Origin of the sequence: Sphingomonas flavalba (assembly GCF_004796535.1) — a bacterium.
GTDB classification, from domain to species: Bacteria; Pseudomonadota; Alphaproteobacteria; order Sphingomonadales; family Sphingomonadaceae; genus Sphingomonas_L; species Sphingomonas_L flavalba.
The window spans coordinates 265,508-291,317 of the sequence record NZ_SPHY01000001.1 but is presented as its reverse complement, the minus strand read 5'-3'; the positions used below and the strand labels follow the sequence as shown (position 1 = coordinate 291,317).

General features: G+C 66.2%; 26 protein-coding genes, 1 tRNA gene and 1 pseudogene. 20 read left to right on the top strand and 8 right to left on the bottom strand.

What is annotated here, in order from left to right; translation table 11 throughout:
- Positions 1-2: 2 nt before the first annotated feature.
- From E4A53_RS01350 to E4A53_RS01340, 3 genes are all read left to right on the top strand, one after another.
- Entirely contained in the window at positions 3-1,415 is a 1,413-nt protein-coding gene (locus E4A53_RS01350) for a spinster family MFS transporter (RefSeq protein ID WP_136161302.1), read from the top strand.
- 227 nt (positions 1,416-1,642) lie between these two features.
- Positions 1,643-2,164 carry a VOC family protein gene (locus E4A53_RS01345; RefSeq protein ID WP_136161301.1) on the top strand — a complete coding sequence of 174 codons (522 nt, stop codon included), beginning with the start codon at positions 1,643-1,645 and terminating at the stop codon, positions 2,162-2,164.
- A 66-nt stretch (positions 2,165-2,230) separates the two neighbouring features.
- Positions 2,231-2,704 carry a VOC family protein gene (locus E4A53_RS01340; protein WP_239018080.1) on the top strand — a complete coding sequence of 158 codons (474 nt, stop codon included), beginning with the start codon at positions 2,231-2,233 and terminating at the stop codon, positions 2,702-2,704.
- Between the two features lie 186 nt (positions 2,705-2,890).
- On the opposite strand, the gene E4A53_RS01335 is transcribed toward E4A53_RS01340, so the two are convergent.
- Both E4A53_RS01335 and E4A53_RS01330 read right to left on the bottom strand, forming a co-directional pair.
- Positions 2,891-3,283: an acyl-CoA thioesterase gene (locus tag E4A53_RS01335; protein WP_136161300.1), complete on the bottom strand. Its 393-nt coding sequence runs from the start codon at positions 3,281-3,283 to the stop codon at positions 2,891-2,893.
- Positions 3,280-3,774: a MarR family winged helix-turn-helix transcriptional regulator gene (locus tag E4A53_RS01330; RefSeq protein WP_239018079.1), complete on the bottom strand. Its 495-nt coding sequence runs from the start codon at positions 3,772-3,774 to the stop codon at positions 3,280-3,282. The genes E4A53_RS01335 and E4A53_RS01330 overlap by 4 nt, the downstream gene beginning before the upstream one ends.
- 158 nt (positions 3,775-3,932) lie before the next feature.
- On the opposite strand from E4A53_RS01330, the gene E4A53_RS01325 reads away from it, so the two are divergent.
- Positions 3,933-4,868, top strand: a complete 936-nt coding sequence (locus E4A53_RS01325) for an IS1595 family transposase (RefSeq protein ID WP_136161299.1) — start codon at positions 3,933-3,935, stop codon at positions 4,866-4,868.
- Between the two features lie 11 nt (positions 4,869-4,879).
- Here the strand turns inward: E4A53_RS01325 and E4A53_RS14975 are convergent, their stop codons facing one another.
- The 4 genes from E4A53_RS14975 to E4A53_RS01310 all read right to left on the bottom strand — a co-directional run bounded on the left by E4A53_RS14975 (position 4,880) and on the right by E4A53_RS01310 (position 7,859).
- Positions 4,880-5,008 (bottom strand): hypothetical protein, encoded by a 129-nt coding sequence (locus tag E4A53_RS14975; protein ID WP_275401785.1) that lies wholly within the window; start codon positions 5,006-5,008, stop codon positions 4,880-4,882.
- 9 nt (positions 5,009-5,017) lie between these two features.
- Positions 5,018-5,875, bottom strand: a complete 858-nt coding sequence (locus E4A53_RS01320; RefSeq protein ID WP_136161298.1) for a DNA adenine methylase — start codon at positions 5,873-5,875, stop codon at positions 5,018-5,020.
- A 37-nt stretch (positions 5,876-5,912) separates the two neighbouring features.
- Positions 5,913-7,295: a TroA family protein gene (locus tag E4A53_RS01315; RefSeq protein WP_136161297.1), complete on the bottom strand. Its 1,383-nt coding sequence runs from the start codon at positions 7,293-7,295 to the stop codon at positions 5,913-5,915.
- 96 nt (positions 7,296-7,391) lie between these two features.
- Positions 7,392-7,859, bottom strand: coding sequence for a MarR family winged helix-turn-helix transcriptional regulator (locus tag E4A53_RS01310; protein WP_239018078.1), 468 nt, complete (start codon positions 7,857-7,859; stop codon positions 7,392-7,394).
- Positions 7,860-8,047: 188 nt separating this feature from the next.
- Here E4A53_RS01310 and E4A53_RS01305 point away from each other — a divergent pair, with 188 nt between their 5' ends.
- From E4A53_RS01305 to E4A53_RS01295, 3 genes are read left to right on the top strand one after another with little or no spacing between them, the layout of a single operon-like run.
- Positions 8,048-8,827, top strand: coding sequence for a cyclase family protein (locus E4A53_RS01305; protein WP_136161295.1), 780 nt, complete (start codon positions 8,048-8,050; stop codon positions 8,825-8,827).
- A gap of 4 nt (positions 8,828-8,831) precedes the next feature.
- Positions 8,832-10,970 carry an indolepyruvate ferredoxin oxidoreductase subunit alpha gene (locus E4A53_RS01300; RefSeq protein WP_136161294.1) on the top strand — a complete coding sequence of 713 codons (2,139 nt, stop codon included), beginning with the start codon at positions 8,832-8,834 and terminating at the stop codon, positions 10,968-10,970.
- Positions 10,970-12,499, top strand: a complete 1,530-nt coding sequence (locus E4A53_RS01295; protein WP_136161293.1) for an indolepyruvate oxidoreductase subunit beta family protein — start codon at positions 10,970-10,972, stop codon at positions 12,497-12,499. Before E4A53_RS01300 ends, E4A53_RS01295 begins: the two co-directional genes overlap by 1 nt.
- On the opposite strand, the gene E4A53_RS01290 is transcribed toward E4A53_RS01295, so the two are convergent.
- Complete coding sequence (locus E4A53_RS01290) at positions 12,484-13,677, bottom strand: acyl-CoA dehydrogenase (RefSeq protein ID WP_136161292.1); 1,194 nt, start codon at positions 13,675-13,677, stop codon at positions 12,484-12,486. The genes E4A53_RS01295 and E4A53_RS01290 overlap by 16 nt on opposite strands.
- Before the next feature lie 98 nt (positions 13,678-13,775).
- Here E4A53_RS01290 and E4A53_RS01285 point away from each other — a divergent pair, with 98 nt between their 5' ends.
- The 5 genes from E4A53_RS01285 to E4A53_RS01265 are packed head-to-tail and all read left to right on the top strand — an operon-like array spanning position 13,776 to position 19,254.
- A complete protein-coding gene (locus E4A53_RS01285; RefSeq protein ID WP_136161291.1) occupies positions 13,776-16,094 on the top strand; it encodes a bifunctional salicylyl-CoA 5-hydroxylase/oxidoreductase in 2,319 nt (772 codons plus the stop codon).
- Complete coding sequence (locus E4A53_RS01280) at positions 16,091-16,846, top strand: SDR family NAD(P)-dependent oxidoreductase (RefSeq protein WP_136161290.1); 756 nt, start codon at positions 16,091-16,093, stop codon at positions 16,844-16,846. The genes E4A53_RS01285 and E4A53_RS01280 overlap by 4 nt, the downstream gene beginning before the upstream one ends.
- An 11-nt stretch (positions 16,847-16,857) precedes the next feature.
- Positions 16,858-17,676, top strand: a complete 819-nt coding sequence (locus tag E4A53_RS01275; RefSeq protein WP_136161289.1) for an enoyl-CoA hydratase family protein — start codon at positions 16,858-16,860, stop codon at positions 17,674-17,676.
- Between the two features lies 1 nt (position 17,677).
- Complete coding sequence (locus E4A53_RS01270) at positions 17,678-18,859, top strand: acyl-CoA dehydrogenase family protein (protein ID WP_136161288.1); 1,182 nt, start codon at positions 17,678-17,680, stop codon at positions 18,857-18,859.
- Positions 18,859-19,254, top strand: coding sequence for a RidA family protein (locus E4A53_RS01265; protein WP_136161287.1), 396 nt, complete (start codon positions 18,859-18,861; stop codon positions 19,252-19,254). The genes E4A53_RS01270 and E4A53_RS01265 overlap by 1 nt, the downstream gene beginning before the upstream one ends.
- A 211-nt stretch (positions 19,255-19,465) precedes the next feature.
- On the opposite strand, the gene E4A53_RS01260 is transcribed toward E4A53_RS01265, so the two are convergent.
- The gene (locus tag E4A53_RS01260) at positions 19,466-20,806 is read right to left on the bottom strand and encodes an MFS transporter (RefSeq protein ID WP_136161286.1); all 1,341 of its coding nucleotides are present in this window, start codon (positions 20,804-20,806) and stop codon (positions 19,466-19,468) included.
- 302 nt (positions 20,807-21,108) lie between these two features.
- On the opposite strand from E4A53_RS01260, the gene infA reads away from it, so the two are divergent.
- The 8 genes and pseudogenes from infA (at position 21,109) to E4A53_RS01220 (ending at position 25,807) form a co-directional block, all read left to right on the top strand.
- A complete protein-coding gene (infA, locus tag E4A53_RS01255; RefSeq protein ID WP_010162480.1) occupies positions 21,109-21,327 on the top strand; it encodes a translation initiation factor IF-1 in 219 nt (72 codons plus the stop codon).
- 40 nt (positions 21,328-21,367) lie between these two features.
- Complete coding sequence (locus E4A53_RS01250) at positions 21,368-21,940, top strand: Maf family protein (RefSeq protein ID WP_136161285.1); 573 nt, start codon at positions 21,368-21,370, stop codon at positions 21,938-21,940.
- Complete coding sequence (locus E4A53_RS01245) at positions 21,927-22,928, top strand: ribonuclease (protein WP_136161284.1); 1,002 nt, start codon at positions 21,927-21,929, stop codon at positions 22,926-22,928. Before E4A53_RS01250 ends, E4A53_RS01245 begins: the two co-directional genes overlap by 14 nt.
- Positions 22,906-23,094 (top strand): DNA gyrase inhibitor YacG, encoded by a 189-nt coding sequence (locus tag E4A53_RS01240; protein ID WP_136161283.1) that lies wholly within the window; start codon positions 22,906-22,908, stop codon positions 23,092-23,094. The genes E4A53_RS01245 and E4A53_RS01240 overlap by 23 nt, the downstream gene beginning before the upstream one ends.
- Before the next feature lie 26 nt (positions 23,095-23,120).
- Positions 23,121-23,196 (top strand) — tRNA-Phe (locus E4A53_RS01235).
- A gap of 153 nt (positions 23,197-23,349) precedes the next feature.
- The gene (locus tag E4A53_RS01230; protein WP_136161282.1) at positions 23,350-23,892 is read left to right on the top strand and encodes an Arm DNA-binding domain-containing protein; all 543 of its coding nucleotides are present in this window, start codon (positions 23,350-23,352) and stop codon (positions 23,890-23,892) included.
- A pseudogene (locus E4A53_RS01225) lies at positions 23,775-24,412 on the top strand (IS5 family transposase); the annotation flags it as partial. The gene E4A53_RS01230 and the pseudogene E4A53_RS01225, both read left to right, overlap by 118 nt.
- 426 nt (positions 24,413-24,838) lie before the next feature.
- Positions 24,839-25,807 (top strand): 3-hydroxyacyl-CoA dehydrogenase NAD-binding domain-containing protein, encoded by a 969-nt coding sequence (locus E4A53_RS01220; protein ID WP_136161281.1) that lies wholly within the window; start codon positions 24,839-24,841, stop codon positions 25,805-25,807.
- Positions 25,808-25,810: the final 3 nt, after the last annotated feature.

The following is a 25,810-nucleotide window of genomic DNA, read 5'->3' as shown; positions in this document are numbered from 1 at the left end:
CGGTGAGCGCGGTCGGCGCGCCGGCGGGCGATACGGCGGACTGGCGGCCGGACGCGCGGGCGAAATATCTCGTCGCCATCCTGACCGCCATCTACTTCCTGGCGATGGTCGATCGCGGCATTTTCGCCATCCTGTCGCAGGCGATCCGGCAGGATCTGCACCTGAACGACTTTCAGCTCGGCCTGCTCGGCGGTGCCGCCTTCGCCTTCTTCTATGGCGGCTTCTCGTTGCCCGCCGCCCGGCTCGCGGAACGGTTCAGCCGCGTCAAGATCCTGTCCGGCGCGCTGATCTTCTGGTCCGGCGCCACCGCCCTGTCCGGCGCCGTCTCCAACTTCGCGCAGATGGTGGTCGCCCGCGCCAGCGTCGGCGGCGGAGAGGCGGCCTGCCACCCCTGCGCCCATTCGCTGATCGCGGACAGCTTCCCGCCGAACCGCCGCGCCACCGCCGCCTCGCTCTACAGCCTCGCCATCCCGATCGGCACGCTGTTCGGCCTGCTCGGCGGCGCCTATCTGGCGCAGCAGGTCGGCTGGCGATGGGCGTTCGTCGCGGTCGGCGCGCCCGGCATTCTCGTTGCCCTGATCGCGCGCTTTACCGTGCCGGAGCCGCCGCGCGGCCGGTTCGATCCGCCGTCCTCCGGCGGGCTCCCGGCCTATTCGGCCGTTCTGCGTCACCTGCTTGCCCGCCCGACATTCGTCCACATGGCGATCGGCTGGAGCCTGACCACGGCGGCCTGGGCCGGCGCCGGATCCTTCACCGCGCCGTATCTGCTGCGCGGCGCGTTTGGCCTGACGATCGGCGAGGTCGGCTGGATCCTCGGCATATTGGCGGGGGCAGGCGCGCTGGTCGGCACGCTCGCCGGCGGCTTCATCAGCGATCGGCTCGCGCGCAACGACGCCCGCTTCTACATGTGGGTGCCGGCCGCCTCGATGTTCGTTGCCGGCCCCGCTTTCGCGGTCGGGCTGCTACAGGCCGGCGTCGTCCCGTTCATCGTCTGCTTCGCGGTCGGCAATATCTGCATGCTGGTCTATACCGGGCCAAGCTGGGGTACGCTGCACAATCTGGTCGACGCGCGGATGCGCGCCTCGGCGGTGGCGACGCTTTCGATCCTCGTCGCGATCGCCGGCGCCGGCATCGGCCCGGTCGTCACCGGCGTGCTGAGCGACGCGGTCGCCAGCCATGTCGATCCGGGCGATTTCGCGCTGCGCTGCGTCGGCGCGGCGCTCAGCGACGATCCCGCCTGCCGGCTCTCCTCCTTCATCGGCCTGCGCTATGCGCTGATCGCGACGGTGCTGATGCACGTCTGGGCCGGCATCCATTATTGCCTGGCTGCTCGCACGATCCGCACGGATCTGGTTGCGCTGCCCGCTGCCGCCGCCCCGTCCGCGCCGGGTGCGGAAGCGCAGGAACGGGCTTGACAAAAATTGGATCCAATTTTAGAAATGACGTATTAGCGACGATGTGATCGCATACCGATTCGTTGCCGGCAAATATTGCCAGGCCCCCGGGCCGGATGTCTTGTTCGGCGGCGAGTATCGTAGGATCGACGGGGACAGGAAATGGTGCTCCTCGTGCGGGGAGGGCTGCGCCCCTTCTTGCGCGATAGGATGTCTTGCAATCTCGTGACTGTGGGGAAGGATTGAAAATGCCCGTTACTGCCGAAGAAGCCGAGAGAAATCGCGAAAGGCTGATCGAGAAGTATATCAAGAGCGCCGAATACAGCGATATCGAGACGCAGGCCGCCGGCATCAACCACATCGCCTTCGTCACCGACCGGATCGAGGAAACGATCGATTTCTACACCAAGGTCGTCGGGTTGAAGCTGCTGCGCATCCGCCCGCTCGATCACGAGCCGCAATCGACGATGATCTTCTTCGATCTTGGCCGCAATGAGCTGCTCGCCTTCCTCTGCCTCGCCGATACGAAGGACAAGGCGGCGAAGGGGGTCGGCGGCATCCATCATTTCGCGGTGACGATCACCCACGAGCAATATGAAGGTTTCCGGCAGCGGGCGGAGGCGCGCGGGATCCCGTACAACACCATCGCCCACGAGATCCTGACCAGCATCTCGGCGCTCGATCCGAACGGCATCGAGGTGGAGCTGTCGGTCTGGAACATGAACCCGGACGACATGTCGCAGAAGAAGGAACTGGAACCGGCCTGCTGATGGTCGGCCGGGTGCCGCCGGCGGGAGGACGATAGGGTGAAGACGCGCGCCGCGCATGGAATCCTGTTGGCGGCAGCCGCCTTGCTGGTGGTGCCGGCGGCACTCCCGGCCGCGCCGCCGGGCGCCCTGCCGGCGGTCAACGCCATCGTTCCCAATTTCTACTACAAGGACCTGGCGGCGGCACGCCGCTGGTATGTCGGCCAGGTCGGCTTCAAGCCGCTGTACGACGATGGCTGGGTGGTCATCCTCGCGATCGGCGACGGCATGCAGCTGGCGCTGGTCGACGGCAGCAAGGGGCTGATGCGCCCGGTCGAGGACAAGGGCATGATGCTCAGCATCGAGACCGACGCGCTGGAGGACTGGCATCGGCGGTTCAGCGCGATCGACGGCGTCCGATGGGTGAAGCCGGAGGGCGGCGGGCCGCTCGGTCGGATCAACGACCACAAGGATATCCAGGAATTCCGCGTCCTCGATCCGGGCGGCTACCTGATCGAGTTCTACCGCTGGAAGCCGGAATATCGCCCTGGCGCCGGCAAATAGAGCTTGTCCGCTTCAGGCGGAAACGGCATCGGCCCGCACCCCCACCCGGCCTCCCAACGACAATATTCTGAAATGAGAGGCCGGGTGGGGGTGCGGGCGGAAGCGCCCAAGGTTCCGGCGATGCGTGGCATCGTTGGAATGGCGCTGGAGGGCGGTGCCGCCCGAAGCGGACACATGCCGGTTCGTTCAGAACGCCTGGCGCACGTCGTCCGGCCAGGGCCGGGACCGCCCGGTCGCCATCGCCATGCAGACGATGACCACGGCCGCGCGCAGCCGGACCTCCTCGTCGCAGCGCACCTCGACCGCCAGGTGGAGCGAGCTGCCGCCGACCCGCTCGACGGTCAGGTGAAAGGCGAGAAAGTCGCCCAGCCGGCTCGGCGTCACGAAATCGACGTCCAGCTTCACCGTCGGGACGGCAAGGCCCCGCTTCAGGTGCAGCGTCGCGAAATCGACGCCGACATGCTTGGCGAAGAAATCCTCGACCGACGCGTTCAGCATCTCGAAATAGCGCGGATAGAAGACGATGCCGGCCGCATCGACATGGGCGAAGCGTACCCGCCGCCGCGCGACGAAGCTCATTCGAACTCTCCGTTGGCGTGTTCCGCGCCGATCGATGCCTTCATCACCGCGAGCAGGCGGTAGAGCGCGGCCAGCTCCTCGCGCGACACGCCGGCCAGCATGCTCTTGATCGACGCGTGGTGGGCGGCGGCCATCTCGGTGAAATGCGCCCGGCCCGTTTCGGTCAGCGAGACGATCCACGACCGGCGGTCATCGGGCGCCGGCCGGCTGGTGATGTAACCCGCCTTCTCAAGCTGGCGGACCAGCGCGGTGACGTTGCCGTTCGACACCAGCAGTCGCTTGGACAATTCGCCCATCGACAGCCCGTCGGCCTCGCGTTCCAGCGCGGCGAGCACGTCGAAACGCGGCAACGTCGTGCCGAATCGTTCGGAAAAACGCCGGCGCAGCCGCTTCTCGATCGTCGTCGTGCAACTCAGCATGCGCAACCACACCCGCACGTCCATCCGTCCGGTCAGTGCGCCGTCATGCTTTTCCCTGATCGGCCGCGCCACGTCCCTTCCCCCGCCGGTGCGGCAAGGCCGCGATATATTTCAGCTATAAAATGGGGCGCCGACCTTGCAAGCCGCAACCTGCCCCGCCCGTCGGAACCAGCCTTAAGAATGGGCGATTGTGCACTTGACATACCATGCCCTAGGGGTAGTGTCTGCCTATGACTAATATCACCGATCCGATCTACACGAACGAGGAAGCCGCTAGGGCGCATTTCGAGGCAATCCGCTGGCCGGATGGTCGCGTGTGTCCGCACTGCGGGACCATCGGTAATTCGACCCTCATGCAGGGCAAGACGACCCGCGCCGGGCTCTACAAGTGCAAGGACTGCCGCAAGCCGTTCACCGCCACGATGGGGACGGTTTATGAGCGCTCGCATATTCCGCTGCACAAGTGGCTGCTTGCTACGCACCTGATGGTATCGAGCAAGAAGGGCATCAGCGCTCACCAGCTCTTTCGGATGCTCGGCTTCGGTTCCTACCGCACGGCTTGGTTCATGGCCCATCGCATTCGCGAGGCGATGCGCTCGGACGATGTAACTCCGATGGGTTCGGGTGGCGGCACGGTCGAGGTGGACGAGACGTTTATCGGGCGCGTGAAGGGCGCTCCGAAGAAGCGCGCCTTCCATCACAAGATGAAGGTTCTGGCTTTGGTCGACCGCGACAGCGGACAGGCCCGCACCATCGTGATCGACAACGTGAACGCTTCAACGCTGATGCCGTTAGTGGTAGCCAACGTCGCCCGCGAAGCCAAGGTAATGACCGACGAACACAGCGGCTATCGCTACGTATCGAGCGTCTTTGCGGCGCACGGCACGACCAGCCACGGGCGCGGCGAATATGTGAACCTCGAAGATCGCAGCATCCACAGCAACACGGTCGAAGGCTATTTCAGCATCTTCAAGCGTGGGATGAAGGGCGTCTATCAGCACTGCGGCGAGCAGCACCTTCACCGCTATCTGCGCGAGTTCGATTTCCGCTACAGTAACCGCGGCACACTAGGGGTTAGCGATCAGGAGCGGGCCACAATTGCCGTGCAGGGCACGGTGGGCAAGCGTCTGACCTACGCGCGACCTGATCGAAGCGCGGCCGCGTAGCCGCAAGCGGCCTACTTCTTCTTAGGCTTTGGGGGCTTCTTGGGCTGTGGCGGGGTGGCAAGCATCCGCTTGACTACCTCGTCACGCCGCCTCGCTATCTCTTCCTCGGACAGCGTCTCGTCCTCGATTTTGTCCGTCATTGCGCTCTCCTATGCGGCCATGCCGCGGAACGGACGCACCTCGTCCGGCATCGCCAGATCGTCACAATACACCATGACCTCAACCCCGTCATATCGGCGCTGCGCTGTCCATCGAAGGCCGAACGTCTGTTGCCGGTAGTCAGCGTAGAGTTCCCTGATGGGTTCGACGTTGTCGTAAGAGACGATCCACCGCTGCCCAATGTCTTTCACCTGGCCGGCGATGCGCGCGTGATCGTCATGCTTGTAGCTGGCGTGGTAGAGTCTGCTGCCGTGGTGATAGTAGGGCGGATCAAGGTAGACTAACGAACGGGCTGGTAGGTTCGGTAGCACCTCGGAAATCAGCACCGACGCGTCTCGGTTGTAGAGGCTGATTCGGCTCGAGTAGCTGGCGACCTTCTCGATGCGCCTGATCAGTTCGTCTCGGTTATACCGGGCGTCCATCTTCCATTTTCCGGTTTGCTCGACCCCGCCGATGACGCCGCCGCGCAGGATGCCTGACCGACTCGTCCGGTTCATGTAGAAGGTCGAGAAACCCAACTCCAACGTGCCCGCTTCGGCCTTGGCGTATTGCAGGGCGCGTTGCTTGCGCCATTCCTCGACGGTGAGAGGGGTGTCGCGCACTAGGCGCACAAACTCCTCGGTGTTGTCGATTATCGATCGCCAGAATGAATAGACCGCGAGGTCTAGGTCGTTGAGGTGAATGTGGTCGGCGTATTCGAGATAGAGAAGCGTGATCGCGATACCCGCGCCGCCCGCGTAGGGTTCCGCATAGTGACCTCCTACAAGGTCGTTCATTTCCATCACATCAATGACGTGCTGGGTAAGGCGACCTTTTCCGCCGGGGTATCTCAGTGGGGTGTCGAACATAGCCAGTTATCGCCCGATTGGCGTGATGGCCAGCGAATTATCGCGCACCGTGGAGCGCCGACAGGTAGCCTTCCCACACGTCCCAGGCCTTCATCAAATCCCCGGCCAGCGGATTGAAAGCGCGGTTATGGAAATAGGCATGCAGAGTGTTGATGGAGGCGATGGAATTGCTCTGAGGGTCGATGGCCACCCGAATAGGCTGGTAGCTTTTTGCCTTCCCGGTTGAGTCGAGAACACCCAGCACACAGCTGACTTTCACCGAAAGGGGGATTCCGATGTCATCCCAGTTCGCCGCTTTCGCGGCGAACCTCGGCGGGATCGCTATACCCTTCTCGCTCAACAGCGCCTCGCTGCTGAGCTCGATGAAAACCCGTAACAAGAGCGCAGCCCCATTCTCGTTCGTCTCCACCACTAGCTTGCGGCATTCAGCATAGAGCCCGTTCAGTCGCACACCATCGACTTGAAACGTGCGGGCTCCCGTTTTCGGCGCCAGCGTCTTTCGCGCTGTAGTGTCCAGCTTGGTCCGCTTCGTCGGCTGCGCCGGCTTGCTCTTCGGCAGTGGCGGCGACGGCGTGACGGGCTTGCCAGTGCCGGGCTTGGATGCTGCTGGCTTCGCTTTCACTGCCAGATGCTCGAACCGCTTTATGAAGGCGACCCGATCTTCAACTTTGTCGAGGCTGCGAGAATCAACCTCGGCGCGCGTCATTTCTCCGAGGATCTGCCGAAGCAGTTTCCGCCCAGCGGAAACGTCGCCATTTTCGAAAATGATGGTGCCGTTCTTCTCGATATGAATGCCTAGTGTATCTTTCATGGCCGCGGTGTTCAGCACACGGTCGACAGTTGTCCATTTAGGGTCCAGCGCGTCAGCAATCGTTTCCCAATCGGCCGACCCGTCTTGCAGGAACTCGACAACTGCCAAGGACTTATCAGCATCCTCCCCATGCGCGCGATTCGCGCGGTTCTTCGCCATCGGCTTCCACGGCTCTAGGCCAACGCCAGAGCCGGATCGTAGGTGCCGTTTGCGGACCCACGGCGCTGCTTCCTCGCGGGATGAAAAAACACACGCCTGAAGATCCCGAATGGGGCTCGCCGCAAAGCGCTTAGCCAGTTCACGAAAGGGCTTTTCGATCTCGGTGCCATCAGCCAAGCTAGGGTTCTCTAGCAACTTGAGGGCAGTGACGCGCCGATTCCCTTCGACAGAGACGTAGAAATTTGAAACCGGGTCACGGAAAACCCAAATCGGCTCGCCTGGACTTAAACCACCCTCGACCAAAATGTCCTTCGCCAGATTGACCAACTTTTCCTTTTGGTCCGCGATAACGGCGTGGATAGCATCCCGCTGACTGGCGGTGGAGCCAGTGCGGAAATTCTCTTCATCAAGCCGCAATTCCGACAGCTTGAAGGTCTCAAAGATTGCCATCTGTCCCAGCCCCCATTTGGGCAGAGGCTATGAGATGGACATCATCTTGTCCATGGGTATGTCAAAGGCACAATCGCCTAAGAATGGCCATGCCGGTCATTCGTCCATGTCGAGATTGGCATAGAGGCGCGCGAGCAGGTCGATCAGCTTGTCGAAATCGCGGGCCGACAGGCCGCGGATGATCCGGGCATAGACCGGCGCGGTCGCGCGCCGCGCCTCGGCCAGCTTCGCCTCGCCCAGCGGCAGCAGCGAAACATGGGTGACGCGCGCGTCCTCGGCGCAGCTCGCCAGCGTTACCAGCCCGGCGGCGGCCATGCGCTGGATGATCCGGGTCATCGTCGACAGCGGAATGACGGCGGCGTCGGCGATGTCGCGCACCCCGCGCGGCGCCCGCTCGCCCAGGATCATCAGCACCCGCCAGTAAGGGATGTCGAGGCCGATCGCGCGCAGCCGTCCGTCGATCACGCCGTTATAGCGCCCGACCAGCCGGTTCAGCAGGTAGAACGGGTATTTCTCGACATGAAACGCCTCGGTGCTCGGATCGCCGAGAATACGATTGTCCACGGGCACTCCCTGTTTGGGTGACGCCATAATCGGCCGGGCGCGCGGCGGCAACGGGCGGCGGCGGCCGCGGAGTCGCCGTCCTGCGCGGACGCTGCCCGACATCGCCGGGGGTATGCAACCATAAAAGTTGCATCTGCACGTTTTTTGAGGCAGTCTTCGAATCGATAACATCGCCCGGGAGGATCATCATGTCGCTTGCCACGCTGACCGAGTTCGCCGCCGCCGTCGCCACCGGCGCCATCCGCACCGTCGATCTGACCCAGACGCTGTCGCCGGACACGCCGACGCTGGTCCTGCCGCCGCCGTTCGGCCAGTGCGCGCCCTTCTCGATGGAAGAGATCTCGCATTATGACGAGCGCGGCGTCGCCTGGTACTGGAACAACTTCACCGTCGGCGAACATACCGGCACCCATTTCGACGCGCCGGTCCATTGGGTGACCGGCAAGGATCTGCCCGACAACACCCTCGACACGATCGATCCGAAGGCGTTCGTCGCCCAGGCGGTGGTGATCGACGTCTCGGCCAAGGCCGCCGCCGACCCCGACTATCTGCTGACCGTCGCCGACATCGAGGCGTGGGAGGCCGAGCACGGCCGCATTCCGCCGCGCGCCTGGGTGCTGCTGCGCACCGACTGGTCGAAACTGCCGGTCGACGCCTACACCAACCGGCGCGAGGACGGCGCCCACACTCCCGGGCCGTCGGTGGAGGCGGTGCGCTTCCTGATCGACGAGCGCGATGCCCACGGCTTCGGCGTCGAAACGATCGGCACCGACGCTGGCCAGGCGCATCTGCTCAACCCGCCCTATCCGGCCCATGCGCTGTTCCACGGCGCCGGCCGCTACGGCCTGCAGTGCCTGCAGAATCTCGATCAGTTGCCGGCGACCGGCTCGGTCGTGGTGGCGACGCCGCTCAAGATCAAGGGCGGCTCGGGCAGCCCATTGCGCGTGATCGCGCTGGTCGCGGAGTAAGGCAATGGCGGAAAGGTCCTTCAAGAAGGAAGTCGAGAAGCTCCGGCTCGGCGCCGGCGAGGTGTTCGAGGGTGAAGGCATCCTCGCCGTCACCAAGGCGCTTCTCCAGGCGGGCGTCGCCTATGTCGGCGGCTATCAGGGCTCGCCGATCAGCCACTTGATGGACGTTTTCGCCGACGCCGATCCGCTGCTGCGCGAACTCGGCGTCCATTTCGAATCCTCGGCGTCGGAAGCGGCGGCGGCGGCGATGCTCGCCGCCTCCGTCAACTATCCGCTGCGCGGCGCGGTCGCGTGGAAATCGGTGGTCGGCACCAACGTCGCCTCCGACGCGCTGTCCAATGTCTCCTCGGGCGGCATCACCGGCGGCGCGCTGGTCATCGTCGGCGAGGATTACGGCGAAGGCTCCTCGATCATGCAGGAGCGCACCCACGCCTTCGCGATGAAATCGCAGATGTGGCTGCTCGATCCGCGCCCGAACCTGACCAGCATCGTCGACATGGTCGAAAAGGGCTTCGAGCTGTCGGAGGCATCGCACACCCCGGTGATGCTGGAACTGCGGGTGCGTGCCTGCCACGTCACCGGCAGCTTCGTCGCCCGCGACAACAAGCGCCCGCCGCTGACGGTGGGCGAGGCGGCGGCCAGCCCGCGCCGCGACGTCAACCGCATCGTGCTGCCCCCCGCCAATTTCCTGCACGAGATCGAGAAGATCGAAACGCGCTGGCCGGCGGCGGTGCGTTTCGTCGCCGAACAGCGGCTGAACGAGCATTTCGGGCCGGAGCAGGATTCGATCGGCATCATCGTCCAGGGCGGGCTGTTCAACACGCTGAACCGGGCGCTGGAACTGGCCGGCCTGTCCGACGCCTACGGCGCGGCGCAGGTGCCGATCTATTGCATGAACGTCACCTATCCGCTGATCCCGGACGAGCTTCGCGCCTTTTGCGCCGGCAAGACGGCGGTGCTGCTGGTCGAGGAAGGCCAGCCCGAATTCATCGAGCACGAACTGAACACGCTGCTCCGCCAGGCCGATCTCCAGACCCGCATCATCGGCAAGGAACTGCTGCCGCGCGCCGGCGAATATTCCGGCCAGGTGCTCTACGACGGCATCGTCGGCTTCCTCCGGAAATGGGCGCCGGAGCGGGCTCCGCAGGTCCCGGTCCCGGTCCCGCCGGAGCCGGAACTGGCGAAGGTGGTGCCGCCGCGCCCGGCCGGCTTCTGCACCGGCTGCCCGGAACGGCCGATCTTCGCGGCGATGAAGCTGGTCCAGCGCGAACTGGGTGAATTCCACGTCTCGGCGGACATCGGCTGCCATTTGTTCTCGATCCTGCCGCCGTTCCACATCGGCAACACGACGATGGGCTATGGCCTCGGCACCGCCGCCGCCTCGGCGTTCAAGCCGAGCGAGGGGCCGGGCGGGCGGCGCGCGATCGCGATGATGGGCGACGGCGGCTTCTGGCACAACGGCCTGACCTCGGGCATCGGCAACGCCGTTTTCAACCAGGACGACAATCTGACGATCATCGTCGACAACGGCTATTCGGCGGCGACCGGCGGCCAGGATATCCTGTCGTCCAAGGCCAACAACCCGACGCGCAAGACCAATAACCCGATCGAAAAGGCGGTGCGCGGCATGGGTGTCCGCTGGGCGCGCACGCTGACCCGCACCTACGATGTCGCGGCGATGCGCGACGCGATGCTGGAAGCGCTGACCAGCCCGGAAAAGGGGCCGAAGGTCATCGTCGCCCAGTCCGAGTGCATGCTGAACCGCCAGCGCCGCGAGCGGCCGCTGATGGCGAAGGCGGTGAAGGAGGGCAAGCGCGTCGTCCGCGACCGCTTCGGCGTCGATCCGGATACCTGCACCGGCGACCATGCCTGCATCCGCCTGTCCGGCTGCCCGTCGCTCAGCGTCAAGGCCAATCCAGATCCGCTGCGGCAGGATCCGGTCACCCATATCGACAACAGCTGCGTCGGCTGCGGCAATTGCGGGGAGGTCGCGCATGCGGCGGTGCTCTGTCCCAGTTTCTATCGTGCCAGCATCATTTCCAATCCCACCGGCTGGGACCGCACGCTGCACCGGGTGCGCGGCGCGGTGATCGGCTGGTTCCAGCGGCGGCAGGCGCGCGGCATCGCCGCGCGGGCGTTCTGATGAGCGGCCCCTTCCCGCAGGACCGCGACCGCATCACCATCGCCATCCTGGCGCTGGGCGGGCAGGGCGGCGGTGTGCTCGCCGACTGGATCCTCGATACCGCCAACGCCAATGGCTGGACGGCGCAGGGCACGTCGGTGCCGGGCGTCGCGCAGCGCACCGGCTCGACGGTCTATTACATCGAAATGGTCCGCAAGGGCGCCGCCGGCGCCAACCGCACCGATCCGGTGCTGGCGATGATGCCGGTGCCCGGCGACGTCGACGTCGTCGTCGCGTCGGAACTGATGGAGGCGGGCCGGGCGATCCTGCGCGGCTTCGTCTCGGCGGAACGGACGACGCTGATCGGCTCGACCCACCGCATCTACGCGATCTCCGAGAAAGCGGCGATGGGCAACGGCCTGGGCAGCAGCGAACGCATCCTCGACGCGGCGGAGCGGCGGGCGAAGCGGTTCATCGGCTTCGACATGGACGCCGCCTCGGCCCGCTCGGGCGCGGCGATCAGCGCGATCATGCTCGGCGCGCTGGCGGGCAGTGACGTGCTGCCGTTCGAACGCGATGCGTTCGAGGCGGCGATCCGCCACGGCGGCAAGGCGGTCGCCGCCAACCTCAAGGGTTTCGAGGAAGGCGCCGCGCGGGCCCGCAGTCGGGTGGACGAGGTCGAAGCGGCGCTGCAGCCGCCGGAGCCGACGACCGCGGCCGGGGCGGAGCTCTCCGCCCGCATCGCGGCGACGCTGCCGCCCGCCGCCCACCGCTTCGCGATCGAGGGCGTCCGCCGGCTGATGGACTATCAGGACCGCGCCTATGCCGCGTTCTACCTCGACCGGCTCGACGCGATCCGCGCGCTCGACAACGGTCAGGACGATTTCCGCCTGACGCGGGAGGCGGCGCGCCACCTCGCTCTCTGGATGAGCTACGAGGACACGATCCGCGTCGCCGACCTGAAGGTGCGCGCCACCCGCATGGACCGGGTCGAGAAGGACGTGCTGCTCGGCGAGGACCAGTTGATGACGCTGACCGAGTATATGCACCCGCGCCTTCAGGAAGTGTGCGAGACGATGCCGGCCTGGCTCGGCAACGCCATCCTGTCGCGCCCCGGCCTCTGCCGGCGGTTGCAGCCCTTTTTCGAGAAGGGCCGCCATGTCCAGACGACCAGCCTGCGCTGGTTCCTGATGCTGTGCATGCTCGCCGGCATGCGGCGCTGGCGCCGCTCGACCTTGCGCTACATCCACGAGCAGGAACGGATCGAGGGCTGGCTGGACAAGGTCCGCCGCGTCGCCGCGACCGACGTCGCCCTGGCGGCGGAAATTGTCGCCACCCAGCGGCTGATCAAGGGCTATGGCGACACGTTCGAACGCGGCCTCAGCCGGTTTAACGCGGTGGTCGACGCCGCCGTGCCGCTCGCCGGCGCGCCCGACGCGGTCGAGCGGATCCGCCGGCTACGCGATGCCGCGCTGGCCGACGAGAGCGGTGCCGCTCTCGCCGGCGCTATGGAGCAACTGCCCCCGGCCCGGGTTCAGGAAAACGCCTGAAGCCCGGTCTGGGCGCGGCCCAGGATCAGCGCGTGGACGTCGTGCGTCCCTTCATAAGTGTTGACGGCCTCCAGGTTCATCACATGGCGGATCACGCCGAACTCGTCTGAAATGCCGTTGCCGCCGTGCATGTCGCGCGCGACGCGGGCGATGTCGAGCGCCTTGCCGCAGTTGTTGCGCTTGATCAGGCTGATCGCCTCCGGCGCCAGCCGGTGATCGTCCATCAGCCGCCCGGCGTGCAGGCAGGCGGACAGACCAAGGGTAATCTCGGTCTGCATGTCGGCCAGCTTCTTCTGGAAAAGCTGGGTCTGGGCCAGCGGCCGGCCGAACTGTTTGCGGTCCAGGCCATAGCGCCGCGCCGCGTGCCAGCAGAACTCGGCCGCGCCCATCACGCCCCAGGCGATGCCGTAGCGCGCGTTGTTCAGGCAGCCGAACGGCCCCTTCAGCCCCTCGACGCCGGGCAGCAGCCGGTCCTCGGGGACATGCACGTCGTTCAGCACGATCTCGCCGGTCACCCAGGCGCGCAGCGAGAACTTGCCCTCGATCTTCGGCGTCGACAGGCCGGCGTCGCCGCGCTCCAGGATAAAGCCCCTGATCTTGTCGTCGTCGCACTTGGCCCAGACGACCAGCACGTCGGCGAAGGGGGAGGAGGTGATCCACATCTTGGCGCCGTTCAGGACATAGCCGTCGGCCACCTTGCGGGCGCGGGTCTTCATGCCGCCGGGGTCGGACCCGGCATCCGGCTCGGTCAGGCCGAAACAGCCGATCCATTCGCCTGTCGCCATCTTCGGCAGGTAGCGCTCGCGCTGCGCCTCGGTGCCGTAGGCATAGATCGGGTACATGGCGAGGCTCGACTGCACCGACAGGGCGGAGCGATAGGACGAATCGACCCGCTCGGTCTCGCGCGCGATCAGCCCGTAGGCGACATAGCTGACGCCGGGGCAGCCGTAGCCGTTGATCGTCGGGCCGAGCAGCCCGACCGAACCGAACGCCTGCATCAGTTCGCGCTGGCAGGTTTCGTGCCGGTTCGACTCGAGAACGATCGGCGCCAGATGCTCGTCGGCGAAGGCGCGGGCGGTGTCGCGCACCAGCCGCTCTTCGTCGGTCAGCAGCTCGTCGAGCAGCAGCGGGTCGTCGGGGGAAAAGCTGGGCCAGCGCGTGGAATCGGCAGACGACATACGGGTTTTCTCCGGTGGTTTCGCCGCATAATTATTTTATGCTTGAAATAATTTCAAGGCGTTTTAGGATTCGTTTCATCCAAAGCGGAAGGCGGTCAATGAAGATTGCATGCGTGGGCGGCGGCGCCGCCGGACTCTACTTCGCCATCTCGATGAAGCTGCGCGATCCCTCGCACGAGATCGCGGTTTTCGAACGCAACCGAAGCGGCGACACCTTCGGCTGGGGCGTGGTGTTTTCCGACCAGACGATGGAGAATCTCTACGCCAACGACCCGGTCAGCGCCCAGGCGATGCTCGACGAACTGGCGCATTGGGACGACATCGACATTCGCATCGAGGATGGCGAGAAGAAGACGGCGATCCGCTCCGGCGGCCACGGCTTCATCGGCATCGGCCGCAAGCGGCTGCTCAACATCCTGCAGGACCGTGCCCGCGATCTGGATATCGACCTGCATTTCGAGGTCGAGGTCGAACCGGACAGCGCGTTCCTCGCCGACTATGACCTGATCATCGCCGCCGACGGCCTCAACAGCAAGCTGCGCCGCCGCTACGACGAGCATTTCGAAACCGACATCGACGTCCGGCTGAACAAGTTCGTCTGGCTCGGCACCCACCAGCGCTTCGACGCGTTCAAATTCCTGTTCGTCAACACCGAATGGGGCTGGATCTGGGCGCACGCCTACCAGTTTGACAAGGACACCGCGACCTTCATCGTCGAATGCGGGCCGGAAACCTTCGAGCGTGCCGGCTTCGGGGAGATGAGCCAGGAAGAAACCTGCCGCCTGTGCGAGAAGATCTTCGCGGAGCATCTCGGCGGCCATCCGCTGATGACCAATTCGGCGCATATCCGCGGCTCGGCGTGGATCAACTTCCCGCGCATCATCTGCAACACCTGGCACTACAAGAACATCATCCTGCTCGGCGACGCCGCGCATACCGCCCACTTCTCGATCGGCTCGGGCACCAAGCTGGCGCTTGAAGACGCGATCAAGCTGGCGGAGGTGATGAACCGCCCCGGCATCGACAAGGCCGGCGCCCTCGACACCGCGCTCGACGATTACCGGGACGAGCGGCAATTGGAGGTGGTGAAGCTCCAGAACGCGGCGCGCAACTCGACCGAATGGTTCGAGAATCTCGACCGCTATCTGAAGATGGAGCCGATGCAGTTCGCCTACACGCTGCTCACCCGCAGCCAGCGTGTCAGCCACGAGAATCTGCGCCTGCGCGACCCCGAATGGCTGGCCGCGCTGGAAGCGAAGCTGGTCGAAGCCGCAACCGGCAAACCGGCCGAAGGCCCGTCGCCGCCGATGTTCCTGCCGCTGAAGCTGCGCGGGATGACGGTGCGCAACCGTGTCGTCATGTCGCCGATGGCGATGTATTCGGCGGTCGACGGCATGCCGGACGATTTCCACCTCGTCCATTACGGCGCCCGCGCGCTCGGCGGCGCCGGCATCATCTTCACCGAAATGACCTGTCCGTCGCCGGAAGGGCGGATCACGCCCGGCTGCACCGGCATCTGGAACGACGAACAGGCCGCCGCCTGGCGCCGGATCACCGATTTCGTCCACCGCACGCCCGACGCCCATATCTGCATGCAGATCGGCCATAGCGGGTCGAAGGGGTCGACGCGGCTGGCATGGGACGGCATCGACAAGCCGCTGGAAAGCGGAAACTGGCAGGTGGTCGCGCCATCCGACGTCAAATATCTGCCGGAAAGCCAGGCGCCCGTCCCGCTCGACCGGGCGGCGATGGACGAGATCCGCGACCAGTTCGTCGCCGCCGCGCGGCGCGCCGAAGACGCCGGGTTCGACATGATCGAGCTGCACTGCGCCCATGGCTATCTGCTCTCCGGCTTCATCAGCCCGACGCAGAACAAGCGGACCGACGAATATGGCGGCAGCCTGGAGAACCGGCTGCGCTACCCGCTGGAGGTGTTCCGGGCGATGCGCGCGGTCTGGCCGGTCGACAAGCCGATGTCGGTGCGTATCTCCGCCCATGACTGGGTCGGCGACGACGGCGTCACCCCGGACGAGGCGGTCGAGATCAGCCGCGCCTTCGTCGAGGCGGGCGTCGACCTGATCGACGTGTCGTCGGGGCAGGTGACCAAGGCGGAAAAGCCGGTATACGGCCGCATGTTCCAGACGCCATTCTCCGACCAGATCCGCAACGAGCTCGGCGTGACGACGATGGCGGTCGGCAACATCTACGAGATCGACCACGTCAACAGCATCATCGCCGCCGGCCGGGCCGATCTGTGCGCGCTCGCCCGCCCGCACCAGATGGACCCCAACTGGGTGATCCGCGCCGCGGCGCAGCAGCAATATCCGGCCGCACCTGTGCCGAAGCAGTATCTGAGCGGCTATTTCCAGTTGAAGCTCAACCTGCAGCGCGCGGCGCAGATGACGCCGCTGAAATGACGGTTCTGCCCCATGCGGTGGTGACCGGCGGCGGCAGCGGCATCGGCCTCGCCATTGCCCGCGCGCTGGCCGGCGCCGGTCACCCGCTGACGATCATGGGGCGCAACCGCGCCCGGCTCGACGCGGCGCTCGCCGATCTGCCCGGCGCGCGGGCGTTTGCCTGCGACGTCGGCGACGGCGATGCCGTCGCCGCGGCCTTCACCGAAGCAGCGGCGGCGGGGCCGGTCGGCCTGCTGGTCAACTGCGCCGGCGTCGTCCGCACCGCGCCGTTCGAAAAGGGCGACGACGCGCTGTGGGCGGATTTGTGGCGGACCAACGTCATCGGCTGCGTCAACACCTGCCGGGCGGTGCTGCCGGGCATGCGCGCGCTGCCGTCGGCGCGGATCGTCAACATCGCCAGCACCGCTTCGCTGAAGGGCTATGCCTATGTCAGCGCCTATGCCGCGACCAAGCACGCGCTGCTCGGCCTGACCCGGTCGCTGGCGCTTGAACTGGCCGGCACCGCGATCACCGTCAACGCCGTCTGCCCCGGCTATGCTGATACCGAGATCATCCGCCAGTCGATCGCGACGATCGTCGCGCGCACCGGCCGCACCGAGGCGGAGGCGCTGGCGACTTTCACCGGCACCAACCCGCAGGGCCGGCTGATCGACCCGGACGAGGTGGCGGCGACCGTGCTATGGCTGGCGGCGGATGCCGCGCGCTCGGTCACCGGCCAGGCGATCGTCGTCGCCGGCGGCGAGGTTATGTAAAGGGAGAGATGATGAGCGGTTTCGATCCGGCGACCTATGCGCCAGACCATTTCGCGTTCGCCTTCGCCGACAGGGTGGCGACAATCACCCTCAACCGGCCGGAGCGCAAGAACCCGCTGACCTTCGAGTCCTATGCGGAACTGCGCGACCTGTTCCGCGCGCTGGTCTACGCCCCCGCCGTCCGCGCGGTGGTGGTGACCGGCGCCGGCGGCAATTTCTGCTCGGGCGGCGACGTGCACGAAATCATCGGCCCGTTGACCAAGATGACGATGCCGGAACTGCTCGCCTTCACCCGCATGACCGGCGATCTGGTCAAGGCGATGCGCGGCTGCCCGCAGCCGGTCGTCGCCGCCGTCGACGGCGTCTGCGCCGGCGCCGGGGCGATCATGGCGATGGCCTCCGACATCCGCTTCGCGACGCCCGCCGCCAAGACCGCCTTCCTGTTCACCCGTGTCGGCCTGGCCGGCGCGGACATGGGCGCCTGCGCCATCCTGCCCCGGATCATCGGGCAGGGCCGGGCGGCGGAGCTGCTCTATTCCGGCCGCTCCTTCTCCGCCGAGGAAGGCGAACGCTGGGGCTTCTACAACCGCGTCTGCGCCGCCGACGCGCTCGCCGGCGAAGCCGCCGCCTATGCGAAGATGCTCGCCTCCGGCCCGACCTTCGCCCACGGCATGACCAAGAACCAGCTCAACATGGAATGGGCGCTGCCGATCGAAACCGCGATCGAGGCGGAGGCGCAGGCTCAGGCGATCTGCATGCAGACGAAGGATTTCGAACGCGCCTATCACGCCTTCGTCGCCAAGCAGAAGCCGGTGTTCGAGGGCGATTGATATGGCTGACCAGAGCTTCATCGACTGGCCGTTCTTCGCGCCCCACAACCGCGACCATTTCGCCGCGCTGAAGGCGTGGTGCGGCGAAAACGATGCCGCCCTCCATGCCGAGAGCGGCGATGTCGACGCCGACTGCCGCCGCCTCGTCCGCCTGCTCGGCGACGCCGGCTGGCTGCGCCACGCCGTCCCCGCCGCCTATGGCGGGGCGAGCGAGGCGCTCGACGTGCGCAACCTCTGCCTGACCCGCCAGTCGCTCGCCTATCACGCCGGCCTCGCCGATTTCGCCTTCGCGATGCAGGGCCTCGGCACCGGTGCGATCAGCCTGTTCGGCACCGAAGCGGTCAAGCAAAACTACCTGCCCCGCGTCGCCGCCGGAGAGATGATCGCCGGCTTCGCCCTGTCGGAGGCGAAGGCCGGTTCGGACGTCGCGGCGATGGAGACGACGGCGCGCCGCGTCGCCGGCGGCTGGGTGATCAACGGCGAAAAGACCTGGATCTCCAACGGCACCATCGCCGACGTGCTGACCGTGTTCGCGCATAGCGGAGAGGCGCCCGGCGCGCGCGGTATCTCCGCCTTCGTGCTGCCGACCGCGACCGAGGGTTTCTCCGTCGTCGAGCGCATCGACGTGATCGCGCCGCACCCGCTGGCGACGATCCGCTTCGAGGATTGCTTCGTCCCCGACGATCATCTGATCGGCGAAGCGGGGCAGGGCTTCAAGATCGCGATGGCGACGCTCGACGTGTTCCGCTCGACGGTCGGCGCCGCCGCGCTCGGTTTCGCCCGCCGGGCGACGGACGAAGCGCTCGACCGCGCGGTCAACCGCAAGCTGTTCGGAGCCCCGCTCGGCGACCTGCAACTGACGCAGGCGGCGATCGCCGACATGGCGCTGGGCAACGATGCCAGCGCGCTGCTGATCTACCGCGCCGCCTGGGCCAAGGACAGCGGCCAGCCGCGCGTCACCCGCGAAGCGGCGATGGCCAAGCTCCACGCCACCGACACCGCGCAGCAGACCATCGACAAGGCGGTTCAGCTATTCGGCGGCGCCGGCGTGGTCAGCGGCAACATGGTCGAGCGGCTCTACCGCGAAATCCGCGCGCTGCGCATCTACGAAGGCGCCAGCGAGGTTCAGAAGGTCGTTATCGCGCGCGCGGCACTCGCCGCCGCGCAAGCAAGGGAAAAGTGATGAAGCGAGTATTGTTGCCGGCCGGCTGGCCGCGTCCCAAGGGCTACTCCAACGCCATCTCGGTGCGCGGGCGCACGATCTACGTCGCCGGGCTGATCGGCTGGACGGCGGAGGAGGTGTTCGAGGCGAAGGACCTGCCCGGCCAGTTCGAACAGCTTTTGCGCAACCTCGTCGCCCTGCTGGCGGAGGATGACGCCGGCCCCGAACATGTTGTGCGGATGACCTGGTATATCACCGACAAGCAGGCCTATCTCCGCAACGCCCGCCGCATCGGCGAGATCTATCGTGAGATCATGGGCAAGAGTTTCCCGGTCATGGCCGTCGTCCAGGTCGTCGCCCTGATCGAGGACGAGGCGCTGATCGAGATCGAGGCCACAGCCGTCGTCCCCGACTGATCGGGCAGCGGGGGCGGCCCGCCAGCCGCCCCCGTCCCCAAACCGCGCTCCTGCGAAAGCAGGAGCCTAGAGTCTGTCCGTTTGAAACGGAATCGGCACCAGCCCGCTCCCCCACCCGGCCTCCCAACGGCAGTATCATGTGGGAGGCCGGGTGGGGGAGCGGGCTGGTGCCGCCTAAAACGGACAGACTCTAAAGCCCGCACCCCGCGCGCTACCCCTCCGCTGCCAGCCGCCGCCGGTCCTCCGCGTCGATCGCGACCAGCGACGCGCCGCGCGTCTCGCGCATGCACAGCGCCGCGCCCAGGCTCACCGCCCCGGCGAACAGGATGTAGAGCGCGATCGGCAGCCACGCGTCATAGGCGCGCAGCAACGCCGTGCCGATCAGCGGTGCCCAGGAGCCGGCGACGATCGCCGTCGCCTGATAGCCGATCGACACGCCCGAATAGCGCATCCGCGTCGGGAACATCTCCGCCATGATCGCCGGCTGCGGCGCGTACATCAGCGCGTGGACCGCCAGCCCCAGCATGATCGCGAGAAGGATCATCGCCGTCGCCCCGCTGTCGAACAACGGAAAGGCCAGGAACGGCCACGCCATGGTCAGCGCCGCCCCCGCCGCATAGACCGGCCGCCGCCCGATCCGGTCGGCCAGCGTCCCGACCAGCGGGATGACGACGACGTGCAGCAGATGCGCCGCGAACAGCAACGCCAGGATGCGCGTCGTGTCGACCCCGCGATGGTGCAGGTAGGTGATCGAGAAGGTGACGACCATGTAATAGACGATGTTCTCGCCAAAGCGCAGCGCCATCGCCGTGAACACCCCGCGCGGGTAGCGGCGGACGACCTCGACCAGCCCGTACCCCGCCTCCGCCGCCTGTTCCGCCTTCGCCTTCGCCGCCTCGAAGATCGGGGAATCGCTCACCTGGGTGCGGATGTAATAACCGATGACGACGATCACCACCGACAGCCAGAAACCGACCCGCCAGCCCCAGGCAAGGAACGCCTCGTCGGACAGGGCGGCGGACAGCACCAGCAGCACCACCGTCGCCAGCAGGTTGCCCAGCGGCACGCCTGCCTGCGGAAAGCTGCCCCAGAAGCCGCGGCTGCGGTTCGGGCAATGCTCGGTGACCAGCAGCACCGCGCCGCCCCATTCCCCGCCCAGCGCAAAGCCCTGGATGAAACGCAGCGTCACCAGCATCACCGGCGCCCAATAGCCGACGGTGTGGAAACTGGGCAGGCAGCCCATCAGGAAGGTCGAGACACCGATCAGCACCAGGCTGAATTGCAGCAGCGACTTGCGGCCGATCCGGTCGCCTATATGGCCGAACACCACCCCGCCCAGCGGCCGCGCGATGAAACCTACGGCATAGGTGGCAAAGGCGGCGATGATCCCGTCCAGCTCGTTGCCGGTATCGGGAAAGAACAGCTTGCCGAACACCAGCGTGGCGGCGGTGCCGTACAGGAAGAACTCATACCACTCGACAACCGTCCCGGCCATCGACGCGCCGACCACCTTGCGCAGATAGGGCAGGTCCGCCTGCTGTTCATGCCGCATCCTCGCCCGCTCCCCTGCTTCTCAGTTCCCCCTGCCTATGCCCCTGCCTCTCCAAAGAAAAGCCACCCCGCCCCCCAAACCCCACCGTCATTGCGAGCGCAGCGAAGCAATCCATCCGCCCAACCGCCCGCCACCCGTCATGCCGGCGCAGGCCGGCATCTCCCCCGCAAAGCCCGCCGCCGCAAGATCCCCGCCTACGCCGGGGCAAGTCTCTCATCCCGCGCCCCTGCTTCCCTTTTTCCTGCTTCGGCGGTAAGGCGGCGCGATTTTTCCTGATTCCTCCAAGGTCCAGAGGCACGAATTTGGCGAAAGAAGAACTGCTCGAAATGCGCGGCCAGGTGGTCGAGCTGCTCCCGAACGCGATGTTTCGCGTGAAGCTTGAGAATGACCATGAAATTCTCGGCCACACCGCCGGCAAGATGCGCAAGAACCGCATCCGCGTTCTCGTCGGCGACGAGGTGCTGGTGGAACTGACCCCGTACGACCTGACCAAGGGCCGCATCACATACCGCTTCAAGTAATGCCGGGCGCCGCCGGGCGCATGCCGGGCAGGGGCGGCCGATGCCGCTGATCCTCGCCTCCGCCAGCCCGCGCCGCCGCGATCTGCTCGCCCGCATCGGCATCATCCCCGACGCCATTGATCCGGCCGCCATCGACGAAACGCCGTTGAAGGCGGAACTCCCCGCCGCCCATGCCCGCCGGCTGGCGGCGGCGAAGGCGGCGGCGGTCGCCGCGCGTCACCCCGGCGCCACCGTCCTCGCCGCCGACACCGTCGTCGCGGTCGGCCGCCGCATCCTGCCCAAGGCGGAGGATGCTCCGACCGCCGCCGCCTGCCTGGCGCTGCTCTCCGGCCGCCGCCACCGGGTGTTGAGCGCCGTCACCCTCGTCGACGCCGCCGGCGCCGCGCGCCACCGCCTGTCGACCAGCGTCGTCGCGTTCAAACGGCTGACCGATGCGGAGGTCGCCGCCTATCTCGCCGGCGACGAATGGCGCGGCAAGGCCGGCGGCTACGCGATCCAGGGCAGCGCCGAGGCGTTCGTCCGCTTCCTGTCGGGCAGCCATTCCGGCGTCGTCGGCCTGCCGCTGTTCGAAACCCGCGCGCTGCTCGCCGTCGCCGGCCATGCCGCCGGCTGAGTGGCTGGTCGAGGACGGCGTCGGCGAAACCCGCGCCGCGCTGGTCGAAGACGGCGCGATCGTCGAGGCGCTGATCGAGCGGGACGATCCGGCGCCGCGCGCCGGCGCGATCGTCTCCGCCCGCCTCGTCCGCCTGCTCGTCCCCGGGCGGCGCGGCATCGCCCGGCTGGACGGCGGCGATCTCGAAGCCTGGCTTGAACCGGTCCCCGCCGGGCTGAGCGAAGGCGGCACTTTTCTGGCGGAGGTGACGCGCGAGGCGCTGGCCGAGCCGGGCCATCCGAAGCGCCTGCGCCTGCGCGCCGCCCCCGCCGGTGCGGCCCCGGCGCCCGGCCCGGCGCTCGCCGAACGGGTTGCCGCCACCGGCCTGCCGGTCCGCCGCCTCGCCGCGCACCAGCCGGACCTGCTGGAAGCCGCCGGGTGGAGCGAGCTGCTCGACGCGGCGATGACCGGCGATGTCGCGTTCCCCGGCGGCGGGCTGCGCATCGCGCTGACCCCGGCGATGACGCTGATCGACGTCGACGGCACGCTCGATGCCCCGGCGCTCGCCGTCGCCGGCGCGCGGGCGGCGGGGGAGGCGATCCGCCGCTTCGGCATCGCCGGCTCGATCGGCATCGACCTGCCGACCGTGCCGGACCGCGCCGCCCGCCTCGCCGCGGCCGCCGCGCTCGACGCCGCGCTGCCGCAGCCGTTCGAACGCACCGCCGTCAACGGCTTCGGTTTCCTGCAGGTCGTCCGCCGCCGCGCCCGCGCCTCGCTGTTGGAAATGCTGCGCGACGACCCGGCCCTCGCCGCCGCCCTCGCTCTCCTCCGCCGCGCGGAACGCACGCCCGGCACCGGGCTTTGCACGCTGGTTGCCAGTTCCGCCGTCGTGTTTCACCTGATAACCCGGCAGGAAACCCTCGCCCGCCGCATCGGCGCCCCGGTCGCCTTGCGCACCGACCCTTCGCTCGCCATATCCGCCGGCCATGTCGAATTCCGCCAGGCCTGATCGCTGCCCGATCTGCGGCAAGCCCCCCGCCGCCCCCCACGCCCCGTTCTGCGGCCAGGGCTGCCGCGATCGCGACCTGCTCGCCTGGCTCGGCGAGTCCTATCGCATCCCCGCGCGCGAAACCGGCGAAGATGGGCTGGACAGCCCGCCGCCTCCGCCTCTATAGGCCGCCTTTCCCGCCCGTGCGGGCATGCCCAGGTAGCTCAGTTGGTAGAGCATGCGACTGAAAATCGCAGTGTCGGCGGTTCGATTCCGTCCCTGGGCACCATCGCCTCTTCCGCACACATCCGCAGGCGTCCAAAAAACAGCAGAATTCTGCGCCTTTTGACGGTACATCGTCCGCTCGTGACCGTCCCAGTTTGTTGTCAATTTTCGCTGCTGACGGTACATTGACGGTACATTTTTTGGGAAATGTACCGTCATGCTGACTGATGCCGTCATCCGCAGACTGAGGTGTCGCGACAAGCCCTACAAGGTCGCCGACATGTACGGGCTGTACCTACTGATGCATCCGAACGGTGCGCGTTACTGGCGTTTCGATTACCGCCATGCAGGCAAGCGAGGCACGTTGGCGCTGGGCATCTATCCAGAGGTCTCCCTCAAAGAAGCGCGGGAAAAGCGCGCGAATGCGGGCAAGATGCTCGATAAGGGCTTGAACCCGTCTGCCTACAAGAAGCTGACCAGCGGCATCGCGTCCCTCGAGGGCGGTGATTCGTTCAAGGCGGTGGCCGATGAGTGGCTCGCGAAAATCGAGGCGGAAGGACGCGCGACGGCGACCATGGAGAAGTTGCGCTGGCTTCTCAGCTTTGCAGAACCGCTTATCGGGACGTGCCGGATTGGAAAGCTTGGCGGGACATGCATGAGCGCTACGGCAAGTGGAACTCGGTCTATGTGCGGTTCCGGCGCTGGGCCGAACAGGGCGTTTGGGATGCCCTGCTGCAAACGCTGGTCGATCTGGGGCTGACCGACGACTGGCAGCACATGATCGACAGCACCACGGTTCGCGGCCATGTCTCGGCAATAGGTGGAAAAGGGGGGCTCTTGCGCAGGCTTTTGGTCGATCACGCGGCGGCTTTACGAGCAAAGTCCACGCCCGCTGCGACAATCAAGGACTGCCTATCGGGTTCATCCTGACCGGCGGCGAGGCATCGGACTACGCTGCCGTCGATGACCTGATGGCCCTGCCGCTACCGAAGCCGAAGGCGCTGCTGGCCGATAAGGGCTACGATGGCGACCGGTTCCGCGAAAACCTGCTCATGCGCGGCATTCTGCCGATCATCCCGCCTCGATCGAACCGGAAGGCCCCAGCCCATCCAGACTATCGGCGCTACAAGGACCGCAACCGCATCGAGCGGATGTTCGGCAAACTGAAGCAACAACGCCGCATCGCCACTCGCTACGACAAAACCGTCCTGTCGTTCGAGAGCTTCCTCAATCTCGCCGCAGCACGGCTATGGCTGAAGTCTTTTGTCAACGCGACCTAGCGTGTTTGGGATTGTAATTAATGCCTGCGGTCAGCACGAATCGGCGCCGCGACTGAGGCAGCGTGCTTCGCTATGTTATTAGCTTGGGATGCGCCCGGCGGGAAATTCGCGCGCCCAGCAGCTCGGCCACCAAGATCGGCATTCTGCTGCGCGCTATCAGGGGTGCCGACACTCCCGATAGCCGCAAATAATGAAATGAGCCGCCATCATAACGTTATCCTAGATGCGAGGGCCAGCTCGGTCATTAGGTTTAAGTGGATGAGTGCTCGAGCCCACCTTGGGACGGGAATGCAGGATTTGGCGGATGGTCAACGCTGACATGATCTGGATGCGTGCCACCCGCTGAACGATACGTTCGGGATAGCGCCCGCAGTTAGCCGAGGATGAGGAGATCGTGTGTCGGTGAGGAGTGATGGAACTGGGCTTATGCGTGTAGCGCCAAAGGATGTGAAGACGGTGGGCCTCGTTGGCGCAGGGACAATGGGCGCGGGATGGGCCGCGCATTTTCTGGCGCGCGGACTCGATGTGATCGCTGTTGATCCGGGGAGCGGCGCTGAAGACCGAATGCGTCGCAAGATTACGCAGGCCTGGCCGGCAATGGAAGCGAAGGGTCTGGCGCCGTCCGCGTCGCCGGACCGCATCGCATTTCGGTCGCGCATCGACTCGTCATTTGCAGACGTCGATTTTGTGCAGGAGTCCGCTCCGGAATCCGTCGATGGCAAGCGGCGCATCATAAGTGAAATCAGCCAATGTGTCGGCGAGAACGTGGTGATCGCGTCGTCAAGCTCTTACCTCACACCGAGCGAAATCGGCGTCGATTGTGTCGTCCCGGAACGATTTATCGTCGGGCATCCGTTTCACCCGGTCTACCTGGTCCCTCTGGTCGAAGTCGTCGGCAGCGCGAAAACCACGACGGACGTGATCGATTGGGCGCTCGCATTTTACAGCGCATGGGGTCACCGTCCGCTTCACTGCCGTAATGAGATACTGGGTCATCTTGGCAACCGCCTCCAGCGGGCTCTGTTCGCAGAGGCTTACAAGCTCGTTGCCGAAGGCGTGGCCACAACCGAAGAGGTCGATCGTGCGATGACGGATGCGGCCGGGCTGAGGCTCGCGCTGTTCGGCCCGTTCATGACGCGCGCAATGGCCATGAACGATGCAGGGCTACGCGCGGCATTCGAGTGGCAAAGGTCTCACAAGATCACCTTCCCCTGCGAGCGTGACAATCCCGAGATGACCGACGAGGTGATCGATCGGCTGGTTGAACAGATGGCCGCGCAGGTCGATGGCCGCGCGCTGGAAGATCTGGAAAAGGCGCGGGACGTCTATCTCATCGAACTCATCAAGCTGCGCGACCGCGCACTCGCGAGCACGCGGGATGTGCATAACGATTAGGGG